At 74.2% G+C, this 16,317-nt stretch carries 13 protein-coding genes and 1 pseudogene; 2 read left to right on the forward strand and 12 right to left on the reverse strand.

What is annotated here, in order from left to right; genetic code table 11:
* Window positions 1-129: 129 nt before the first annotated feature.
* Genes AB0P06_RS32465 through pdhA form a run of 3 tightly spaced genes read right to left on the reverse strand, consistent with a single transcriptional unit; the run spans window position 130 to window position 3,697 of the window.
* Complete coding sequence (locus AB0P06_RS32465; RefSeq protein WP_363613753.1) at window positions 130-1,548, reverse strand: dihydrolipoamide acetyltransferase family protein; 1,419 nt, start codon at window positions 1,546-1,548, stop codon at window positions 130-132.
* A 14-nt stretch (window positions 1,549-1,562) separates the two neighbouring features.
* Window positions 1,563-2,540 (reverse strand): transketolase C-terminal domain-containing protein, encoded by a 978-nt coding sequence (locus AB0P06_RS32470; protein ID WP_363613803.1) that lies wholly within the window; start codon window positions 2,538-2,540, stop codon window positions 1,563-1,565.
* Window positions 2,537-3,697: a pyruvate dehydrogenase (acetyl-transferring) E1 component subunit alpha gene (pdhA, locus tag AB0P06_RS32475; protein WP_363613755.1), complete on the reverse strand. Its 1,161-nt coding sequence runs from the start codon at window positions 3,695-3,697 to the stop codon at window positions 2,537-2,539. The genes AB0P06_RS32470 and pdhA overlap by 4 nt, the downstream gene beginning before the upstream one ends.
* A gap of 422 nt (window positions 3,698-4,119) precedes the next feature.
* Here pdhA and AB0P06_RS32480 point away from each other — a divergent pair, with 422 nt between their 5' ends.
* Both AB0P06_RS32480 and AB0P06_RS32485 read left to right on the forward strand, forming a co-directional pair.
* A complete protein-coding gene (locus AB0P06_RS32480; RefSeq protein WP_363613757.1) occupies window positions 4,120-4,779 on the forward strand; it encodes a response regulator transcription factor in 660 nt (219 codons plus the stop codon).
* Window positions 4,780-4,846: 67 nt separating this feature from the next.
* On the forward strand, window positions 4,847-5,935 hold the full coding sequence (locus AB0P06_RS32485) for a phosphotransferase (RefSeq protein ID WP_363613759.1): 1,089 nt from the start codon (window positions 4,847-4,849) through the stop codon (window positions 5,933-5,935).
* Window positions 5,936-6,026: 91 nt separating this feature from the next.
* Here AB0P06_RS32485 and AB0P06_RS32490 read toward each other — a convergent pair whose 3' ends face one another.
* The 9 genes and pseudogenes from AB0P06_RS32490 to AB0P06_RS32530 form a co-directional block, all read right to left on the reverse strand.
* Window positions 6,027-7,802 (reverse strand): protein kinase, encoded by a 1,776-nt coding sequence (locus AB0P06_RS32490; RefSeq protein WP_363613761.1) that lies wholly within the window; start codon window positions 7,800-7,802, stop codon window positions 6,027-6,029.
* Window positions 7,803-7,913: 111 nt separating this feature from the next.
* Complete coding sequence (locus tag AB0P06_RS32495) at window positions 7,914-9,278, reverse strand: protein kinase (protein ID WP_363613763.1); 1,365 nt, start codon at window positions 9,276-9,278, stop codon at window positions 7,914-7,916.
* Window positions 9,279-9,569: 291 nt separating this feature from the next.
* Window positions 9,570-10,175: a bacterial proteasome activator family protein gene (locus AB0P06_RS32500; protein WP_363613765.1), complete on the reverse strand. Its 606-nt coding sequence runs from the start codon at window positions 10,173-10,175 to the stop codon at window positions 9,570-9,572.
* A gap of 194 nt (window positions 10,176-10,369) precedes the next feature.
* Window positions 10,370-11,032, reverse strand: a complete 663-nt coding sequence (locus AB0P06_RS32505; protein WP_363613767.1) for a hypothetical protein — start codon at window positions 11,030-11,032, stop codon at window positions 10,370-10,372.
* 417 nt (window positions 11,033-11,449) lie between these two features.
* Complete coding sequence (locus tag AB0P06_RS32510) at window positions 11,450-12,427, reverse strand: NAD(P)H-quinone oxidoreductase (RefSeq protein ID WP_363613769.1); 978 nt, start codon at window positions 12,425-12,427, stop codon at window positions 11,450-11,452.
* A 46-nt stretch (window positions 12,428-12,473) separates the two neighbouring features.
* Window positions 12,474-13,037 (reverse strand): YbaK/EbsC family protein, encoded by a 564-nt coding sequence (locus AB0P06_RS32515; RefSeq protein WP_363613771.1) that lies wholly within the window; start codon window positions 13,035-13,037, stop codon window positions 12,474-12,476.
* 54 nt (window positions 13,038-13,091) lie between these two features.
* On the reverse strand, window positions 13,092-14,066 hold the full coding sequence (locus AB0P06_RS32520) for a potassium channel family protein (RefSeq protein ID WP_363613805.1): 975 nt from the start codon (window positions 14,064-14,066) through the stop codon (window positions 13,092-13,094).
* A 77-nt stretch (window positions 14,067-14,143) separates the two neighbouring features.
* On the reverse strand, window positions 14,144-15,346 hold the full coding sequence (locus AB0P06_RS32525; protein WP_363613807.1) for a molybdopterin molybdotransferase MoeA: 1,203 nt from the start codon (window positions 15,344-15,346) through the stop codon (window positions 14,144-14,146).
* Window positions 15,347-15,366: 20 nt separating this feature from the next.
* A pseudogene (locus tag AB0P06_RS32530) lies at window positions 15,367-16,305 on the reverse strand (NTP transferase domain-containing protein).
* Window positions 16,306-16,317: the final 12 nt, after the last annotated feature.

Below are 16,317 nucleotides of genomic sequence, written 5' to 3' on the forward strand. Positions count from 1 at the left end.
CAAGACGCTCGGCTGGAATACCCCAGCCGAGCGTCTACGTGATCTACTCACCACCTAAAACCAAGTGGTGTTGCGACGACCCCTTGAACCCAAGCACGCCGGTGCGGAGGCGGGGCCCCTTCGCTTCTTCTAGCCCCAGGTGATCAGGCGCTTGGGGCGCTCCAGCAGTGCGGCCACGTCGGCCAGCACCCTGGAGCCGAGCTCCCCGTCCACCAGGCGGTGGTCGAAGGAGAGGGCCAGGGTGGTGACCTGACGCGGGACCACCTTGCCCTTGTGCACCCACGGCAGTTCCCGGACCGCCCCGAAGGCGAGGATGGCCGCCTCCCCCGGGTTGAGGATCGGGGTACCGGTGTCGACGCCGAAGACGCCGACGTTGGTGATGGTGACCGTGCCGCCCTGCATGTCGGCCGGCGAGGTCTTGCCCTGGCGGGCGGTGTCGATCAGCTCGCCGAGCGCCGCCGCCAGGCCCGAGAGGGTCTTGGCACCGGCGTCCTTGATGTTGGGGACGATCAGGCCGCGCGGGGTGGCCGCGGCGATGCCGAGGTTCACCTGGCCCTTGATCACGATCTCCTGGGCGGCCTCGTCCCACTGGGCGTTGATCTCGGGGTGCCGCTTGATCGCGGTCAGCAGCGCCTTGGCGACCAGCAGCAGCGGGCTGACCCGGATGTCCCGGCCCAGTTCGCCGCTCTCCTTGAGCCGCCGGACGAACCTCATCGTGCGGGTGACGTCGACCTGGACGAACTCGGTGACGTGCGGGGCGGTGAAGGCCGAGCTCACCATCGCCTGCGCGGTCGCCTTGCGGACGCCCTTGATCGGCACCCGGACGTCGCCCGAGCCGGACACGGACACCGGCTCGGCGGCGGCCACCGGGGCCGGCGCCTCGGCCGCTGCCGCCACCGCGGCGGCGGCCGACGCGTGGGCGTGCACGTCCTCGCGGGTGATCACACCGTCCGGACCGGTCGGGGTGACCGCGCGCAGGTCGATGCCGAGGTCCTTGGCGAGCTTGCGCACCGGCGGCTTGGCCAGCGGCCGGTCACCGGAGGGCTGCTCCGGCACCACCGGAACGGGCACGGGCACGGACACGGGCACGACGACCGCGGGAACCGGAACAGGAGCCGGGGCGATCACGGTGGTGGTGGTCGTCCGGCGGGCCCGGCGCTGACTGCCACCGGTCCGCGGGCCGTACCCGACCAGCACCTCACGCCGCTCCGGCTCCGCCTCGGCCGGTGCCGGTGCCGGCGCGGGGGCCGCGGGTGCGGCGGCGACGGCCGGTGCGGCGGCCCCGGCCTCACCGGCGACCGCGACCGAGATGATCACGGTGCCGACATCGACCGTCGCGCCCTCCGGGAAGAACAGCTGCTCGACGACCCCGTTGAAGGGGATCGGCAGCTCCACGGCGGCCTTGGCGGTCTCCACCTCGCAGACGACCTGGCCGTCCGTCACGGTGTCGCCGGGCTTGACGTACCAGCTGAGGATCTCGGCCTCGGTGAGGCCCTCGCCGACGTCGGGCATTCTGAACTCGCGGAGCGAGCGAACTTCGGTGGTCATCTTCGCTCCCCGGTTCAGTACGCGAGCGCGCGGTCGACGGCGTCGAGCACGCGGTCCAGGTCGGGCAGGAAGGCTTCCTCGACCCGGGACGGCGGATACGGCGCGTAGTAGCCGCCGACCCGCAGGATCGGCGCCTCCAGGTGGTAGAAGCAGCGCTCGGTGAGCCGGGCGGCCAGCTCGGCGCCCATGCCCAGGAAGACCGGCGCCTCGTGCACCACGATGCCGCGCCCGGTGCGCCTGACCGACTCCTCCAGGGCGGCGAAGTCCACCGGGGAGAGCGAGCGCAGGTCGACGACCTCCAGTCGGCGGCCGTCCTCCTCGGCGGCCGCGGCGGCCTCCAGGCAGACCTTGACCATCGGCCCGTACGCGATCAGCGTGGCGTCGGTACCGGGACGGACGATCCGGGCGTCGTGCAGCGCCAGGTCGGCGGCGGCGCCGACCTCGCCCTTGTCCCAGTACCGGCGCTTGGGCTCCAGGAAGACCACCGGGTCGTCCGAGGCGATGGCCTGGCGCAGCATCCAGTGCGCGTCGTGCGCGCTGGACGGGGTGACCACGCGCAGGCCGGCGGTGTGCGCGAAGTACGCCTCGTGCGACTCGCTGTGGTGCTCGACCGCGCCGATGCCGCCCGCGTACGGGATGCGGATGGTGACCGGGAGCTTCACGTGCCCGAGCGCCCGGGCGTGCATCTTGGCCAGCTGGGAGACGATCTGGTCGAAGGCCGGGTAGACGAAGCCGTCGAACTGGATCTCCACCACCGGGCGGTAGCCGCGCAGCGCCAGGCCGATCGCGGTGCCGACGATGCCGGACTCGGCGAGCGGGGTGTCGATCACCCGGCTCTCCCCGAAGTCCTTCTGCAGACCGTCGGTGATCCGGAAGACGCCGCCGAGCTTGCCGATGTCCTCGCCCATCAGGAGGGTCTTCGGGTCGTCCTCCAGCGACTTGCGCAGCGCCCCGTTGAGCGCCTTGGCGATGCTGAGCTGACCGGCCATCAGAGGTTCTCCCCCGCCTCGAAGGAGGCCGCGTACGCCACGTACTCGGCCCGTTCCTCATCGACCAGCGCATGCGGCTCGGCGTAGACGTGGTCGAAGATCAGGGTCGGGTCCGGGTCCGGCATACCGCGCACACCCTCGCGCACCCGCAGCCCCAGCTGCTCGCTCTCCGCCTCGACGGAGGCGAAGAACTCCTCGTCGGCCAGGCCCGCGCGGTCCAGGTGGGCCCGGAGCCGGGTGATCGGGTCCTTGGCCTTCCAGGCCTCGGTCTCCTCGGTGGGCCGGTAGCGGGTGGGGTCGTCGGAGGTGGTGTGCGCGCCCATCCGGTAGGTGAACGCCTCGATCAGCACCGGGCCGTTGCCGCTGCGAGCGTGGTCCAGCGCCCAGCGGGTCACGGCGAGGCAGGCCAGCACGTCGTTGCCGTCCACCCGGACGCCCGGGAAGCCGAAGCCGGAGGCGCGGCGGTACAGCGGGATCTTGGTCTGGGTGGTGGTGGGCTCGGAGATCGCCCACTGGTTGTTCTGGCAGAAGAACACCACCGGGGCGTTGTAGACCGAGGCGAAGGTGAAGGCCTCGTTGACGTCGCCCTGGCTGGAGGCGCCGTCGCCGAAGTACGCGATCACCGCGTCGTCGGTGCCGTCCTTGGTGATGCCCATCGCGTAGCCGGTGGCGTGCAGGGCCTGCGCGCCGATCACGATGGTGTACAGGTGGAAGTTCTTCTCGTTCGGGTCCCAGCCGCCGTGGTTCACGCCGCGGAACATGCCGAGCAGGTTCAGCGGGTCGACGTCGCGGCACCAGGCCACGCCGTGCTCGCGGTAGGTGGGGAAGGCGTAGTCGCCGGTGCGCATGGCCCGGCCGGAGCCGACCTGCGCGGCCTCCTGGCCGAGCAGCGAGGCCCACAGGCCGAGCTCGCCCTGGCGCTGCAGCGCGGTGGCCTCGGCGTCGAACCGGCGCACCAGCACCAGGTCGCGGTAGAGGGCGCGCAGCTCCTCCGGGGTGGTGGTGAGCGGGTAGTCCGGGTGCTCGATCCGCTCGCCCTCCGGGGTGAGCAGCTGTACGAGCTCCGGCTGGCCGTCCGTGCCCGTGGCGCGGAGGGTGTCAGGAACGCCGGGGGCCGCCTTCTTGCGAGCCCTCGCCGTGCTTTTGACGGTCACGTTCACTCCTCGGTCTGTCCGGCCGCCCGGGGTCGCCGGTGACCGGTCCGGTCACCGCCTCGCGGGGCGCGCGTGGGTGTGCGCACCGGCTGCAAGGCAGGTGGTGTTCCTGTTCCGACGGCGTCCCTCACGAGAACGTTACCCAGCGACAGCCCTTGGCGCGCTTGCGCTAGGACGTCCTAGTTGTTGGGCTTCCACAGCTGTCAAGGGTGCCGCGCACAGCTCGCCGTCGGATTGGTGGGGGTGGACGGACGGATGTGGCGCAGCTCTCAATTCGGTCGCCTTCAGGACACCAGCGCACGTTATCCGGGCGGAGCCCTGTACGTAAGGGGGTTACCGGCATCGATTTCGACCGCTCTGGCCTGATAACGATCCCGCGCCGGTTTGGACGGCAGGTCTTTCACAGGGTGATATGGGAGGCTTTGCACGTGACTGACAACGGACAAATCAGGGTATTCCTGCTCGACGACCACGAGGTGGTCCGGCGGGGCGTCCACGATCTCCTCTCGGTCGAGGACGACATCGAGGTGGTCGGTGAGGCCGGCACGGCGGCCGAGGCGCTGACCCGGATCCCGGCGGTCCACCCCGATGTCGCGGTGCTCGACGTCCGGCTGCCGGACGGCAACGGGGTCGAGGTCTGCCGCGAGATCCGCTCCCGGCTGCCGGAGATCAAGTGCCTGATGCTGACGTCGTTCTCGGACGACGAGGCGCTGTTCGACTCGATCATGGCGGGCGCCTCCGGGTACGTCCTGAAGGCGATCCGGGGCACCGACCTGATCGCCGCCGTCCGGGACGTGGCGGCCGGGAAGTCGCTGCTCGACCCGGTCGCCACCAGCCGGGTCCTGGCCCGCCTGCGCGACGGCGGCGAGAAGGAGGACGAGCGGCTGGCGCAGCTCACCAAGCAGGAGCGCCGGATCCTCGATCTGATCGGCGAGGGGATGACCAATCGCCAGATCGGCAACGAGCTGCATCTGGCCGAGAAGACGGTGAAGAACTACGTCTCCAGCCTGCTCGCCAAGATGGGCATGGAGCGGCGCACCCAGGCCGCCGCCTTCGTGGCCCGGCACCAGGCGGACCAGCAGCACTGATCCGATTCGGATACATAGCACTGATGGTTTGTCAAGGGCCCCCGCAAGGGGGCCCTAACCTCTGGCTGTGACTTTCAGCCAGACCCTCGCCTGCGCCCCGGCCCGCCCCGACCTCGCCGCACCGCCCATAGGGACCCTCAGCCCGCCCGTCCCCCACGCCGCCCTGGCCGAGGTCCTGCACCGCTACCGGGTGGGGCGGCTCCTGACCGCCGAGCCCGTCGCCGAGGGCCTGCTGAACCGGGGCTACCGGGTCACCACCGAGGCCGGGACGTACTTCCTGAAGTGCTACGTCGACGCCGCCACCGCCAACCGCCCGGCGATCACCGCGCACCACCGCGCGATGGCCGCGCTGCACGCCCTCGGGCTGCCGGTCGCTCCCCCGCTGGCCTGTGCCGAGCGGTCCGGGACGGTGGCCGCCTTCGGCGGCCGGCTGTTCGCGCTCTTCCCCTGGATCGATGGCCGACACCGGCACGGTACCGACCACACTCTCCCGCAGTGCGCCGCACTCGGCGCGCTCCTCGGCCGAGTGCACGGCGCACTGGACGATGTGTGCGCCCCCCTGAGCCAGCCCTCCGGCTACCGCAGCGCCGACCCGCTGGACAGCGCCCGGCTCGCCGCTGACCTGCGGCAGCGGGCCCGTGAGCACCACCCGTACGGCGAGCTGGACGCGCTGGTCGAACGGCGCCTCACCGAACGGCTGAACCTGCTCGCCGAGTACGCCCACCGTCGGCCCGCCCCCCAGGCCGCCCCGCCCACCGGCTGGACCCACGGCGACTTCCACGGGCTCAATCTGCTGCACAAGGACGGCCGGATCTCGGCGGTCCTGGACTGGGACAAGCTCGGCCCCCAGCCGCGCGCCGAGGAGGCCGTCCGCGCGGCCACCCTGCTCTTCAACGACCGGACCTCCGGGGTGCTCGACCTCGTCCGGGTCCGGCACTACTCACAGGCCTACCGGGCCACCGGGGCGGCCACCGCCGAGCACCTGGCGGCGGCGGTGCACCGGGTCTGGTGGGAGCGGCTGAACGACTTCTGGATGCTCCAGTGGCGCTACCAGCGGGCCGACCACCGGGCCGACCCGCTCTACCCCGCCTCGGCGGGCCAGCTGGCGTGGTGGTGCCAGGAGTACGAGCAGGTCCTGGACGCCTTCGCCAACTGACCCGGACGGCCGGGGCCCGGACAGCCAGGAAGCCCCGGGGGCGGGTCCGGAAGGTCCGGGCCCGCCCCCGGGGAGACCGGGGAGACCGGGGTCAGGGGCTCGGCGGCGCCGAGGCCCCCCCGGTGGCCGGCGCCGTCGGCTTGCCGCCCGAGGTCTGGGACGGCTGCGTGGACGGCGAAGGGCCGCCACCACTGGTCGGCGTACCGGTCGAGCTGGGCGTGGTGCTCGGCGACGGGGTGGACGTCGCCGACTTGGTGGTGGTGGGCGTGGGCGTCGGGGTCGGCGTGTGCTTGCCCGACGGCATGCTGGGCGCCTGGCTCATGTTGCCGCCGCCGCTGTTGTTGTTGTCGGTCGGCTGCTGCGGGCGCTTGGTGTTCTGGGCGGACGGGGCCGCGCTCGGGTTGGTGCCCGGCGTGGGGGTCACGGCTTCCGACGAACTGACCGCCGGGGCGGGCGTGGGAAGGTGCCCGTCCCGGTCCCCGGTGCCGCCGTTGCCGCCGCCGCTGAGCGCGAACGCGATGCCGACACTGGCCGCGACGACCACCGCCGCGGCGCCGGCCACCCAGCCCCACGGCCCGCGCCGCCGGCCGTGGCCGTGCCCGTCGTCGTCCCCGCCCGAACCGTCACCACCGTAGGAACCGCCGTAGGAACCGCCGACCGCCGGATAGGGCGACGCCGGGGTCTGCGGGCCGCCGGCCTGCTGGTACGGCAGCACCGCCGTCGGCTCACCGGGAGCGGCCGCGCCGTACGGCGCCGTGACGGCCGTCTCGCCGTCCGCGCCGACCATGGGGGTGGCCCCGCTGTGGCCCTGGCCGGCGGCCGCCAGCCCGGCGGCCGCGGCGCCGGCCGCCCAGGGGGCACCGGCCCCGTGCATCTCGCGCAGGGTGTGCTGGACGTGGGCGCGGAACTCGTCGGCGTCCTGGAACCGGTCGTCCGGGTTCTTGGCGAGCGAGCGCAGCACCATCGGGTCGAGCGCCACCGATACCCGGGGGTTGGCCTGGGACGGCGGCATCGGCGGGTCCTGGACGTGCTGGTAGACCACCGAGAGCGGGGTGTCGCCGGTGAACGGCGGGCGGAGCGTCAGCAGCTCGTAGAGCATGCAGCCGGCCGCGTACAGGTCGGAGCGGTGGTCGACCGGCTTGCCGAGGGCCTGCTCGGGCGAGAGGTACTGAGGGGTGCCCATGACCATGCCGGTCTGGGTCATGGTGCTGGCGGCGCCGGTCAGCGCCCGGGCGATGCCGAAGTCCATCACCTTGACCGCGCCGGTGGTCGTGATGATCACGTTGGCGGGCTTGATGTCGCGGTGCACGATGCCGTGCCGGTGGCTGTAGGCGAGCGCCTCCAGCACCCCCGCGATGATGATCAGCGCCTGGTCGACCGGCGGCGCCTCCTCGTCCACCAGCAGCTCGCGGACGGTCCGGCCCTCGACCAGCTCCATCACGATGTACGGCGTCGACTCCTCGCCGACGTGTTCCTCGCCGGTGTCGTAGACCGCGACGATCGAGTGGTGGTTGAGCGCCGCGACGGCGTGCGCCTCGCGGGTGAAGCGCAGCCGGGCGATGTCGTCCTGGGCGAGTTCGGGGCGGAGCAGCTTGACCGCGACGGTCCGGCCGAGCCGGACGTCCTGGGCGGCGAACACCTCGGCCATGCCACCGCGGCCGAGCCGGTGGGTCAGCCGGTAGCGGCCCTCACCCACCGTGCCGAGCGGGGCCGCGCTGCCCCGGCCGGGCGTGTGCGGGCCGCCGCCGACCGGGGGGAGCGCGGTGGTGGCGGCGTCGCTACCGGGTTCGGACACCTTCGGGGCCCCGCCGGTCTCGCCGGTCGTCCAGGCGCCGTCGTCGTCGTCCGGATGCTGCGTCTGTGCCATCGCTCCTCGCCCCGGGCCTTCGCTCGGATCGCGGTGCCCTGTCGCTTCGTGTCCCCGAACGCTACCGCCTTCGGCCTGCCCCTGTAGCACACCCGATCCCGGCGGACCGCGTCAGAGCAGGCCATTCCGGTCGGCCGGACCGTCCAGGCGCAACACGGCCGCGGTCCGCTCGGCACCGCGCGTGCCCGTGCCGGAACCGGCGTCCTTCTCCGCCCGGTTCACCACGATGGCGATGATGATGACCGCGAGCACGATCACACCGACGATGATGCCGATGATCACCAGGGCCGTGGAGCAGCCGTTGCCGCCGGACGCCGGGGCCGGCTGGAACGGCGGCGCCGGCATCGGCTGCGGGGTCTGGAACGCGGGCGGCGGCGTCTGGAAGGCCGGCGGCGGCGTCCGGTACTGCTGCGGGAACGGCTGCGGGGTCTGCGGGGCCTGCGGCTGCGGGGTCTGGAACGCGGGCGGCGGGGTCCGGTACTGCTGCTGGAACGGCTGCGGCGTCTGCGGGGCCTGCGGCGCGGCGTGCGCCGAGCGCGGACCGTCGGTGATCACCAGCGGCGTGCTCGCGGCCAGCTGGTGGCCGCCGCCGCCCTTCTCGGCCGCGATCAGCCGCTCGGCCTCGTCGCGCATCGCCGCCGCGCTCGGGAAGCGGTGCGCCGGGTCCTTGCGCAGCGCCGTCGCGACGAACGCGTCCACCGCCGGGCCGACCGAACGGTTGAGGGAGGACGGCGCCGGCGGCTCCTCCTGCACGTGCTTGTAGGCGATCGAGAAGGCCGAGTCGCCGTCGAAGACCAGTTGGCCGGTGAGCATCTCGAAGAACATCACGCCGACCGAGTAGAGGTCGGAGCGGGCGTCCACCGGCTTGCCGAGGGCCTGCTCGGGCGAGAGGTACTGCGGGGTGCCGACCACCATGCCGGTCTGGGTCATCGACGTCACACCGGACTCCAGCGCCCGGGCGATGCCGAAGTCCATCACCTTGACGACGCCCTTGCGGTCGAACATGACGTTGCCCGGCTTGATGTCACGGTGCACCAGGCCCTGGTCGTGCGAGGCCTCCAGCGCGTTCAGCACGCCGACGACGGCCTTCAGCGCGTCCTCGGTGGGCATCGCACCGTACTGCGCGACCGACTCGTTGATCACATCGCGCAGGCCCTTGCCGTCGACCAGCTGCATCACGATGAACGGCGTGGTCGAGCCGTCCGGGCCGACGTCCTCGCCGCTGTCGTAGACCCGGACGATGTTCTCGTGCTCCAGCCGGGCCACCGCCTGCGCCTCGCGGCGGAAGCGCTCCTTGAACGACGCCTCGTGGCCCAGCTCGGCGTGCATGCTCTTCAGCGCGACCTGCCGGCCCAGCACGTTGTCGTACGCGAGGTGCACGGAGGCCATGCCGCCCTCGCCCAGCAGCCGCTGCAGCACGTACCTGCCGTTGCCCAGGGAGAAGCCCTCGACCGCCGCGTTGCCGTGCTCGCTCATGGTCCTCTGCTCCCCCTCGGTGCGGCCGTGCCGCCGCGACCGTGACGTTCGGTCTCGTCCGTGCGTGGTCGGGCCCGGCCCGCTGGCCTGCCCGGCCCCCGTCGCGGCGTTCGCCGGGCCTGCGACAGGGGCCAGGGTATCGGCTCGCCACGACGGTGATCGGCACCGGGCCGACCCTCCGTCCGGGCCGCGAGCCCTTACCCATCGGTAGTGCGTGAACCGGTCCGCCCGGTGCCGCGTCGTGCCGGTACGTCCGGCACCGGGCGCCCCGGCCGACGTGCGGCGGCCGGCCTACAGGTACGGGCCGGAGCGGATGCCGCGGCCCTCGCCGGGCTCGTCGTCCTCCAGATCACCGCCGTGCAGGCCGGGCGGCAGCGCCCGCCGCATCTGCTCCAGCTGCGCCCGCGCCGCCATCTGCTGGGCGAACAGCGCGGTCTGGATGCCGTGGAACAGCCCCTCCAGCCAGCCCACCAGCTGGGCCTGCGCGATCCGCAGCTCGGCCTCGGTCGGGATGCTGTCCTCGGTGAACGGGAGCGACAGCCGCTCCAGCTCGGCGACCAGCTCGGGGGCCAGACCGAGCTCCAGCTCCTTGATGGAGCTGGCGTGGATGTCCTTCAGCCGGGCGCGGCTGGCCTCGTCGAGGGGAGCCGCCCTGACCTCCTCCAGCAGCTGCTTGATCATGCTACCGATCCGCATGACCTTGGCGGGCTGCTCCACCATCTCGGTCACCGGGAGTTCGCGCGGTCCGTCGCCGTCGTCCCCGGTCGAGGCGGTGAACCCCTGGCCCACCGGCAGCCCGTCCGGTCCGACGATCAGCACCTTCTGGCCGTCCTGCGACTGCCCGCCCGCGGACTGGTACAGCTCGTGCGACGAGCGCTCGTTCATCGGATTCGTCATGAACAACATTCTCTCTCACTGGGGTTGGTCGGGCGGAAGCCCCCGGCCGCACCACCACCGGCCGCTCCGGCCCGCCGGGCACGACGGTACGCCCGTACGCGGCGGGCCGGTATCCGTACGCGTACTCAGTCGGCGAGGCGGGCCGGCGGGAACGGCGCCCGCGGAGCCGCCCGGCCCGCCGGCCCGCGCGGGGTTCAGCCCTTGCGCAGCCGCAGGCCTATCAGGCCCAGGCCGCAGCCGATCAGGCCGAGGCCGGCGCCCAGCGGCAGCTGGAGCGTGGAGGCGTCGCCCCAGTGGGCGGGTACGGCGGCCGGGCCGACCGCGACGGGCTGTCCGGCGGCCACCGTCGCGCTGTCGAGCGCGGTGGCGCCGTCGGCCGGGGCCGGGGCGTCCGGCGTGCCGGGGTCCGCGTCCGAGGCGGGCGGAGCGGTCTCGGCGGACCGGTCCGGCACCTGCGCCCCCGGCTGCCCGGCGGGCTGCTCCGGGGCCTGTTCCGCAGCCTGCTCCGGGGCCTGTTCCGGGGCCTGCTCCGAGGTCCGGCCGGGAACGGAGCCCGGGGCGGACCCGGGAACGGAGCCCGGGGCGGACCCGGGAACGGCATCCGGAGCGGAGTCGGGGGCCTGCTCGGCGGCGGCCTCGGCACGCTCGGGCGCCGAGGCGGGCCGGTGCCGGTGCCCGGCCGCGTCCCGGTCGGCCCAGAACCTGCCCCCGGCCGGCCGGGGGCGCCCCGTCCCGTGCTGCGGGGGTACGGCCGCCGGAGAGGACGTGGCGCTCTGCCGCTCGGCGGGGCCGGGGTCCGGTTCCGCGCTCGCGGCCGCCGCGGCCGCCGGGGAATGCGACGCGGGGGAACGCGACATCGAAAAACGTGGCGACGACGGCGGTGTCCCCCCGGCCCGGGCCTCGGGACCGGCGCTGGTGGCCGCCCCCCGGGGTCCGACCGGGTGCGGCCAGGCAGCGGCCGCGGCGAGCGGCACGACGGCCAGCGGCAGGGCCAGCCCGAGCACCACCGCCGCCAGCAGTCGCTGCCCGCGGAGGGCGCCGCGACGGCGCGGGCGCCGGCCGGCAGAGGAGAGGGAGTAGCCGTGGGACGGTGTGGCGGGCAGCGGCCCGAGAAACGCGTTCGAAGATGCGGCCACGGTCGGAGGTCCTTCCGACGGCCGACCGCGCACAGGCGGGGTCGGCGGCGGGACAGCTCCGCACCAGCCTCACACAATCCGACCATCCGGGCATTTCGAACAGCCGTACACCAACCGCCGCACCGTCGCCGGCCCCGCTCAGGCCCGCAGGACCACCTTGCCGACCTGCTCGCCGTTCTCCAGCACCCGGTGCCCGGCGGCGGCCTCGGCCAGGGGCAGCACCCGGTCGATCACCGGCTTCACCACCCCGGCCTCGACCAGCGGCCAGACGTGCTCGCGCACCGCCGCCACGATCGCCGCCTTCTCCGCCAGCGGCCGGCCGCGCAGGTTGGTGGCGATCACCGCGCCGCGCTTGCGCAGCAGGGTGTTGAGGTTGATCTCGCCCTGCACACCGCCCTGCAGCCCGATGATCACCAGCCGGCCGTTGACCGCCAGCGCGTCCACGTTCCGCTGGAGGTACCTGGCGCCCATGATGTCCAGGATCACGTCCGCCCCGGCGCCGCCGGTGGCCTCCCGGAGCACCTCGACGAAGTCCTGCTCGCGGTAGTCGATCGCGATGTCGGCGCCCAGCTCGGTGCACCGGGCCAGCTTCGCGGCGCTGCCCGCCGTCACCGCCACCCGGGCGCCGACCGCCTTGGCCAGCTGGATCGCCAGCGTCCCGATGCCGCTGGCCCCGCCGTGCAGCAACACCGTCTCGCCCGGCCGCAGATGGGCGACCAGGAAGATGTTGGACCAGACCGTCGCGGCGACCTCCGGCAGCGCGGCGGCCTGTTCCGGGCTCAGCCCCTTCGGCACCGGCAGCAGCTGCCCGGACGGCACCGCGACCCGCTGCGCGTAGCCGCCGCCGGCCAGCAGTGCGCAGACCTCGTCGCCGACCGCCCAGCCGGCCACGCCGGGCCCGAGGGCGACGATCCGCCCCGAGCACTCCAGCCCGGGATAGGGCGAACTGCCGGGCGGCGGATCGTAGAAGCCCTGCCGCTGGAGCAGGTCGGCCCGGTTGACCGCGGTCGCCGCCACCTCGACCAGGACCTCGCCCTCGCCGGGCACCGGATCGGGCACCTCGGCCCAGACCAGCGCCTCGGGCCCGCCGGGTTCGGGAATCGTCATCGCATACATGCCCCGAAGCTACTGCGTACCGGCCCCGGTCGGGGGTGCGCCCCGCTCAGCCGGCCAGGCCCTGCAGCACCTCGGCGCCCGGAAGTCGGGCCAGCGCCCAGCCGGGCAGGATCAGCTTGCCGCGCCGCCGCCCGCTGCCCACCAGGACGTAGGGCGCCTCGGCGACCGCCGCGTCGATCAGCAGCGGCCAGCCGGCGGGCAGCCCGACCGGGGTGATGCCGCCGTACTCCATGCCGGTCTCCGCAACCGCCGCGTCCATCGGCGCGAACGAGGCCTTGCGCGCGGCCAGGTGCCTGCGGACGGCCTTGTTGACGTCCACCCGGGTGTGCGCGAGCGCCAGACAGGCGGCGAGCGCGGTCTCCCCGCCGCGCTTGGCGGCGACCACCACGCAGTTGGCGGAGGCCTCCAGCGGTGCGTCGTAGGCCTCGCAGAAGACCGCGGTGTCGGCCTTCTCCGGGTCGGTGTCCACATACAGCACGGCCCGGGCCGCCTCCCGGGCGTCCCAGTCCGCGAGGGCGGCGGCCACCGGCCCGGCGAGGAGGCCACCGGCCTCCAGCGCCGGGGCGACCGACTCGAACGTGCCGAAGGGTGCTCGTGGTTGTTCACTCATGGCACGGACTGTAGCGAAGCGCCCGGACCGGCCGGATCCGCCCGCCGGCGGTGCTCACTTGATGACGATCAGCCGGTCGGTGAGCTGGAGCACGGCGGCCTCCGGCTCGGTGTAGTTGATCACCCGCCGACCGCGGACCACCGCGACCACCAGGTCCGCGCAGTCGCGCGGGCCGTGCCCGGCCTCGGCCCGGGTGACGGGGCGCTCGATCACGTCCAGGCCGTTGCCGTAGGTGAGCAGGTCCTCCATCACCGCGCCCGCGTGCGGGCTGACCATCGACATCCCGAGCAGTCGGCCCGCCGAACTGGAGCTGGTCACCACCACGTCGGCGCCGCTCTGCCGCAGCAGCGGCGCGTTCTCGTCCTCCCGCACGGCCGCCACCACGGTGGCCCCCTTGTTGAGCTGACGCGCCGTCAGAGTGACGAGGACGGCGGTGTCGTCCCGCTCCGGGGCCACCACCACCCGGGCGGCGGTGGGCAGTCCGGCGCGCAGCAGGGTGTCGGTGCGGGTGGCATCACCCACCACGCCCACCAGACCGTTCCGGGCGGCCTGGTCGATCACCTTGCGCTGCGGGTCGACGACCACGATCTCGTCCTTGGACACCCCCTGGCCGATCAGGGTGTCGACCGCGCTGCGGCCCTTGGTGCCGTACCCGATCACGACGGTGTGCTCCCGCACGGTGGACCTCCAGCGGTTCAACCGCCACTGCTGGCGGGTGCGTTCGGTGAGCACCTCGAGCGTGGTGCCGACCAGGATGATCAGGAAGAGCACGCGCAGCGGGGTGATCACGAGGATGTTGGTGAGCCGGGCGCTGTCGCTGAACGGCGTGATGTCGCCGTACCCGGTGGTGGAAAGCGTCACGGTGGCGTAGTACGCGGAGTCCAGGAAGCTCAGCCCGCCACCGGCGTTGTCGTTGTAGCCGTCCCGGTCCAGCCAGACGATCACGGTGGTGACCACCAGCACGGCGAGCGCCAGCAGCAGTCGCGAGCCGACCTGCCGGACCGCGGGCTCGGACCGCCGGGCGGGCAGGACGACACCGGCGTCCGCCCAGGGCTCGGTACCGGGGGCGGGCGCGCCCAGCCGGGACAGACGGCCGCGGCGGGTGCTCACGGGACCTCCAGGAGTTCGACGGCGGTGCCGGCCGCCACCCCGCCGGGCGGCACCACGGCGAGCGCCTCGGCGCGGGCCAGGCCGCGCAGCATCGCGGGCCCGTCGAAGGACAGCGGGACGGCGCCGCTCACGGTACGGCGGACCGGCAGCAGCCGGGTGTCCACCGGGTGACCGGCCAGATCGACGGCGGCGGGTGTGACGGCCGGTTCGCCCGCGACCCGGCCGCTGCGGGCGTACAGCAGTGGCAGGGCGAGCGTGACGACGCCGGCCACCGCGGCCAGCGGGTTGCCGGGCAGTCCCACCAGGTGGCGGCCGCCGGGGAGTTCGGCGAGCAGCATCGGGTGCCCGGGGCGGACGGCGACGCCGTCCACCAGCAGCCGGGCACCGGCCGCGGCGAGGGCCTGGTGCAGGAAGTCGACCGGACCGGCGGCGGTCCCGCCGGTGGTGACCACCACATCGGCGGTGGAGTGCCGGACGGCGTCCCGGAGCAGACCGAAGTCGTCCCGGACGGCGCGGGGTTCACCCGTCTCGGCCCCGGCCGCCCGCAGCCAGGGCGGCAGCAGCGGGCCGAGCGCGTCCCGGACCCGGCCGGGCAGCGGTGGTCCGGAGTCCAGCAACTCATCTCCCAGAACGAGCAGTTCGACCACCGGACGACTGCGGACGGCCAGCCGGTCGTGACCACAGGCGGCGGCCAGGCCCAGGACGGCCGGGCCGACCGGGGTGCCGGCGGCGAGCAACTCCTCGCCCCGGTGGCACTCCTGGCCGCGCGGACGGACGTCCTGGCCGGTCGTCAGCGATCCCGGGGTGCGGTCGTGCAGCAGCACCCCGTTCCGCTCACCGTGCTCACGGCGGAGCACCGCCGTCGCACCGGGCGGAAGCTGGGCGCCGGTGGCGATCTCGACGGCGGCGCCGTCGGCCAGCGGCAGCACGGCCGCCTGCCCGGCCAGCAGCCGGCCGGCGACCCGCCACGGGCCCGGCCCGGCGACGGCCCAGCCGTCCATCGCGGAGGTGTCGAAGGCCGGCAGGTCGGTGAGCGCGGTGAGCGGTTCGGCGAGGGTGTGGCCGAGCGCCCGCCCGAGCCCGAGGCTGAGCGGCGGCAGCGGACACCGCCCGGCCCGGCGGGCGCGCTCACGGGCCTGCGGCCACGTCAGGATGCCCGGCCCGGCGGGCGCGCCGGTGCCGGAGGGCGTGCCGGCCACGATGGTCTCCTCGACGGTGTTCACGGCTGTCCCGACTCGTCCGGTGCCGTCCAGCGCCCGGCGAGCGCCGCGGTCCGCCGGGCGGCCTCGGCGACGGCCTCCGGGCCGCCGCCCCGCTGCGCGGCCGCGTAGCCGACCAGGAAGGCGGTCAGCGGTGCGGCCGGCCGGGCCACCCCGTGCGCGACCACCCGGGCGAGGTCGAGCAGTCCGGGGACGTCAACGTCCAGGTCGATGCCCAGGTCGGCCCGGACCTCGGCGATCCAGTCATCCAGCGTGCGCTCCATGGGCCCCATGCTGCCTGATCTCGGGTTTCCCCGGGATGTTTGCCCGGTGGGCGACGCGCGTCGTTTCGCTCACGCCGTCGTTCCGCCCTGAACCGGGCCGACCTCCCGCCGACGGGCCCGTTCCAGGTCCTCCCAGGTGTCGCAGTCCTCGGTGACGCCGTCCGGGTCCGCCAGCCGCAGGGTGCGCAGCCCGCCGGTCAGCCGGCGCAGCGGCAGTCCGGCGGGGTCGCCGACGGCGGCCAGCGCGGTGCGCAGAGCGGCCGCGCGGTAGGCGGCGGCGAGCGGCTGGTCGCGGCCGGCCCGGTCCACCAGGACGGCCGCCCCGGTGTCCGGTCCGGCCCCGGTGAGGGCGGTGACCAGGCGGTGCACGGTCCGCCCGTCGAGGAACGGCAGGTCGGCGGCGAGCAGCAGCACCACCTCGGCCGTGGTCTCGGCGAGGCCGGCCGCGACGGCCGCGACCGGGCCGCCACCGGGCGGCTGCTCACGGGTCCAGCGCACCCCGGTGCGGGCGGTGGAGCGTGCGGGGCCGACCACCACGGTGGTACGGGCGTCCGCGCAGGCGGCGAGCACCCGGTCGAGCAGGGTGGCCGCACCGACGGTCAGGCCCGGTTTGTCGGCACCGCCGAGGCGCCGGGCGGCCCCGCCGGCCGGAACGATCGCGTCGTACGGCGTCATGCCGTCAGTATC

This window comes from Kitasatospora sp. NPDC088351, from assembly GCF_040685575.1.
Classification (GTDB): Bacteria; Actinomycetota; Actinomycetes; order Streptomycetales; family Streptomycetaceae; genus Kitasatospora.

Excerpts from the sequence above, each read along its gene's own strand:
- AB0P06_RS32465 (WP_363613753.1), bottom strand. The coding sequence starts at position 1,548 with ATGACCACCGAAGTTCGCTCGCTCCGCGAGTTCAGAATGCCCGACGTC.
- AB0P06_RS32490 (WP_363613761.1), bottom strand. The coding sequence starts at position 7,802 with ATGGCACAGACGCAGCATCCGGACGACGACGACGGCGCCTGGACGACC.
- AB0P06_RS32495 (WP_363613763.1), bottom strand. The coding sequence starts at position 9,278 with ATGAGCGAGCACGGCAACGCGGCGGTCGAGGGCTTCTCCCTGGGCAAC.
- AB0P06_RS32500 (WP_363613765.1), bottom strand. The coding sequence starts at position 10,175 with ATGACGAATCCGATGAACGAGCGCTCGTCGCACGAGCTGTACCAGTCC.
- AB0P06_RS32505 (WP_363613767.1), bottom strand. The coding sequence starts at position 11,032 with ATGTCGCGTTCCCCCGCGTCGCATTCCCCGGCGGCCGCGGCGGCCGCG.
- AB0P06_RS32510 (WP_363613769.1), bottom strand. The coding sequence starts at position 12,427 with ATGTATGCGATGACGATTCCCGAACCCGGCGGGCCCGAGGCGCTGGTC.
- AB0P06_RS32515 (WP_363613771.1), bottom strand. The coding sequence starts at position 13,037 with ATGAGTGAACAACCACGAGCACCCTTCGGCACGTTCGAGTCGGTCGCC.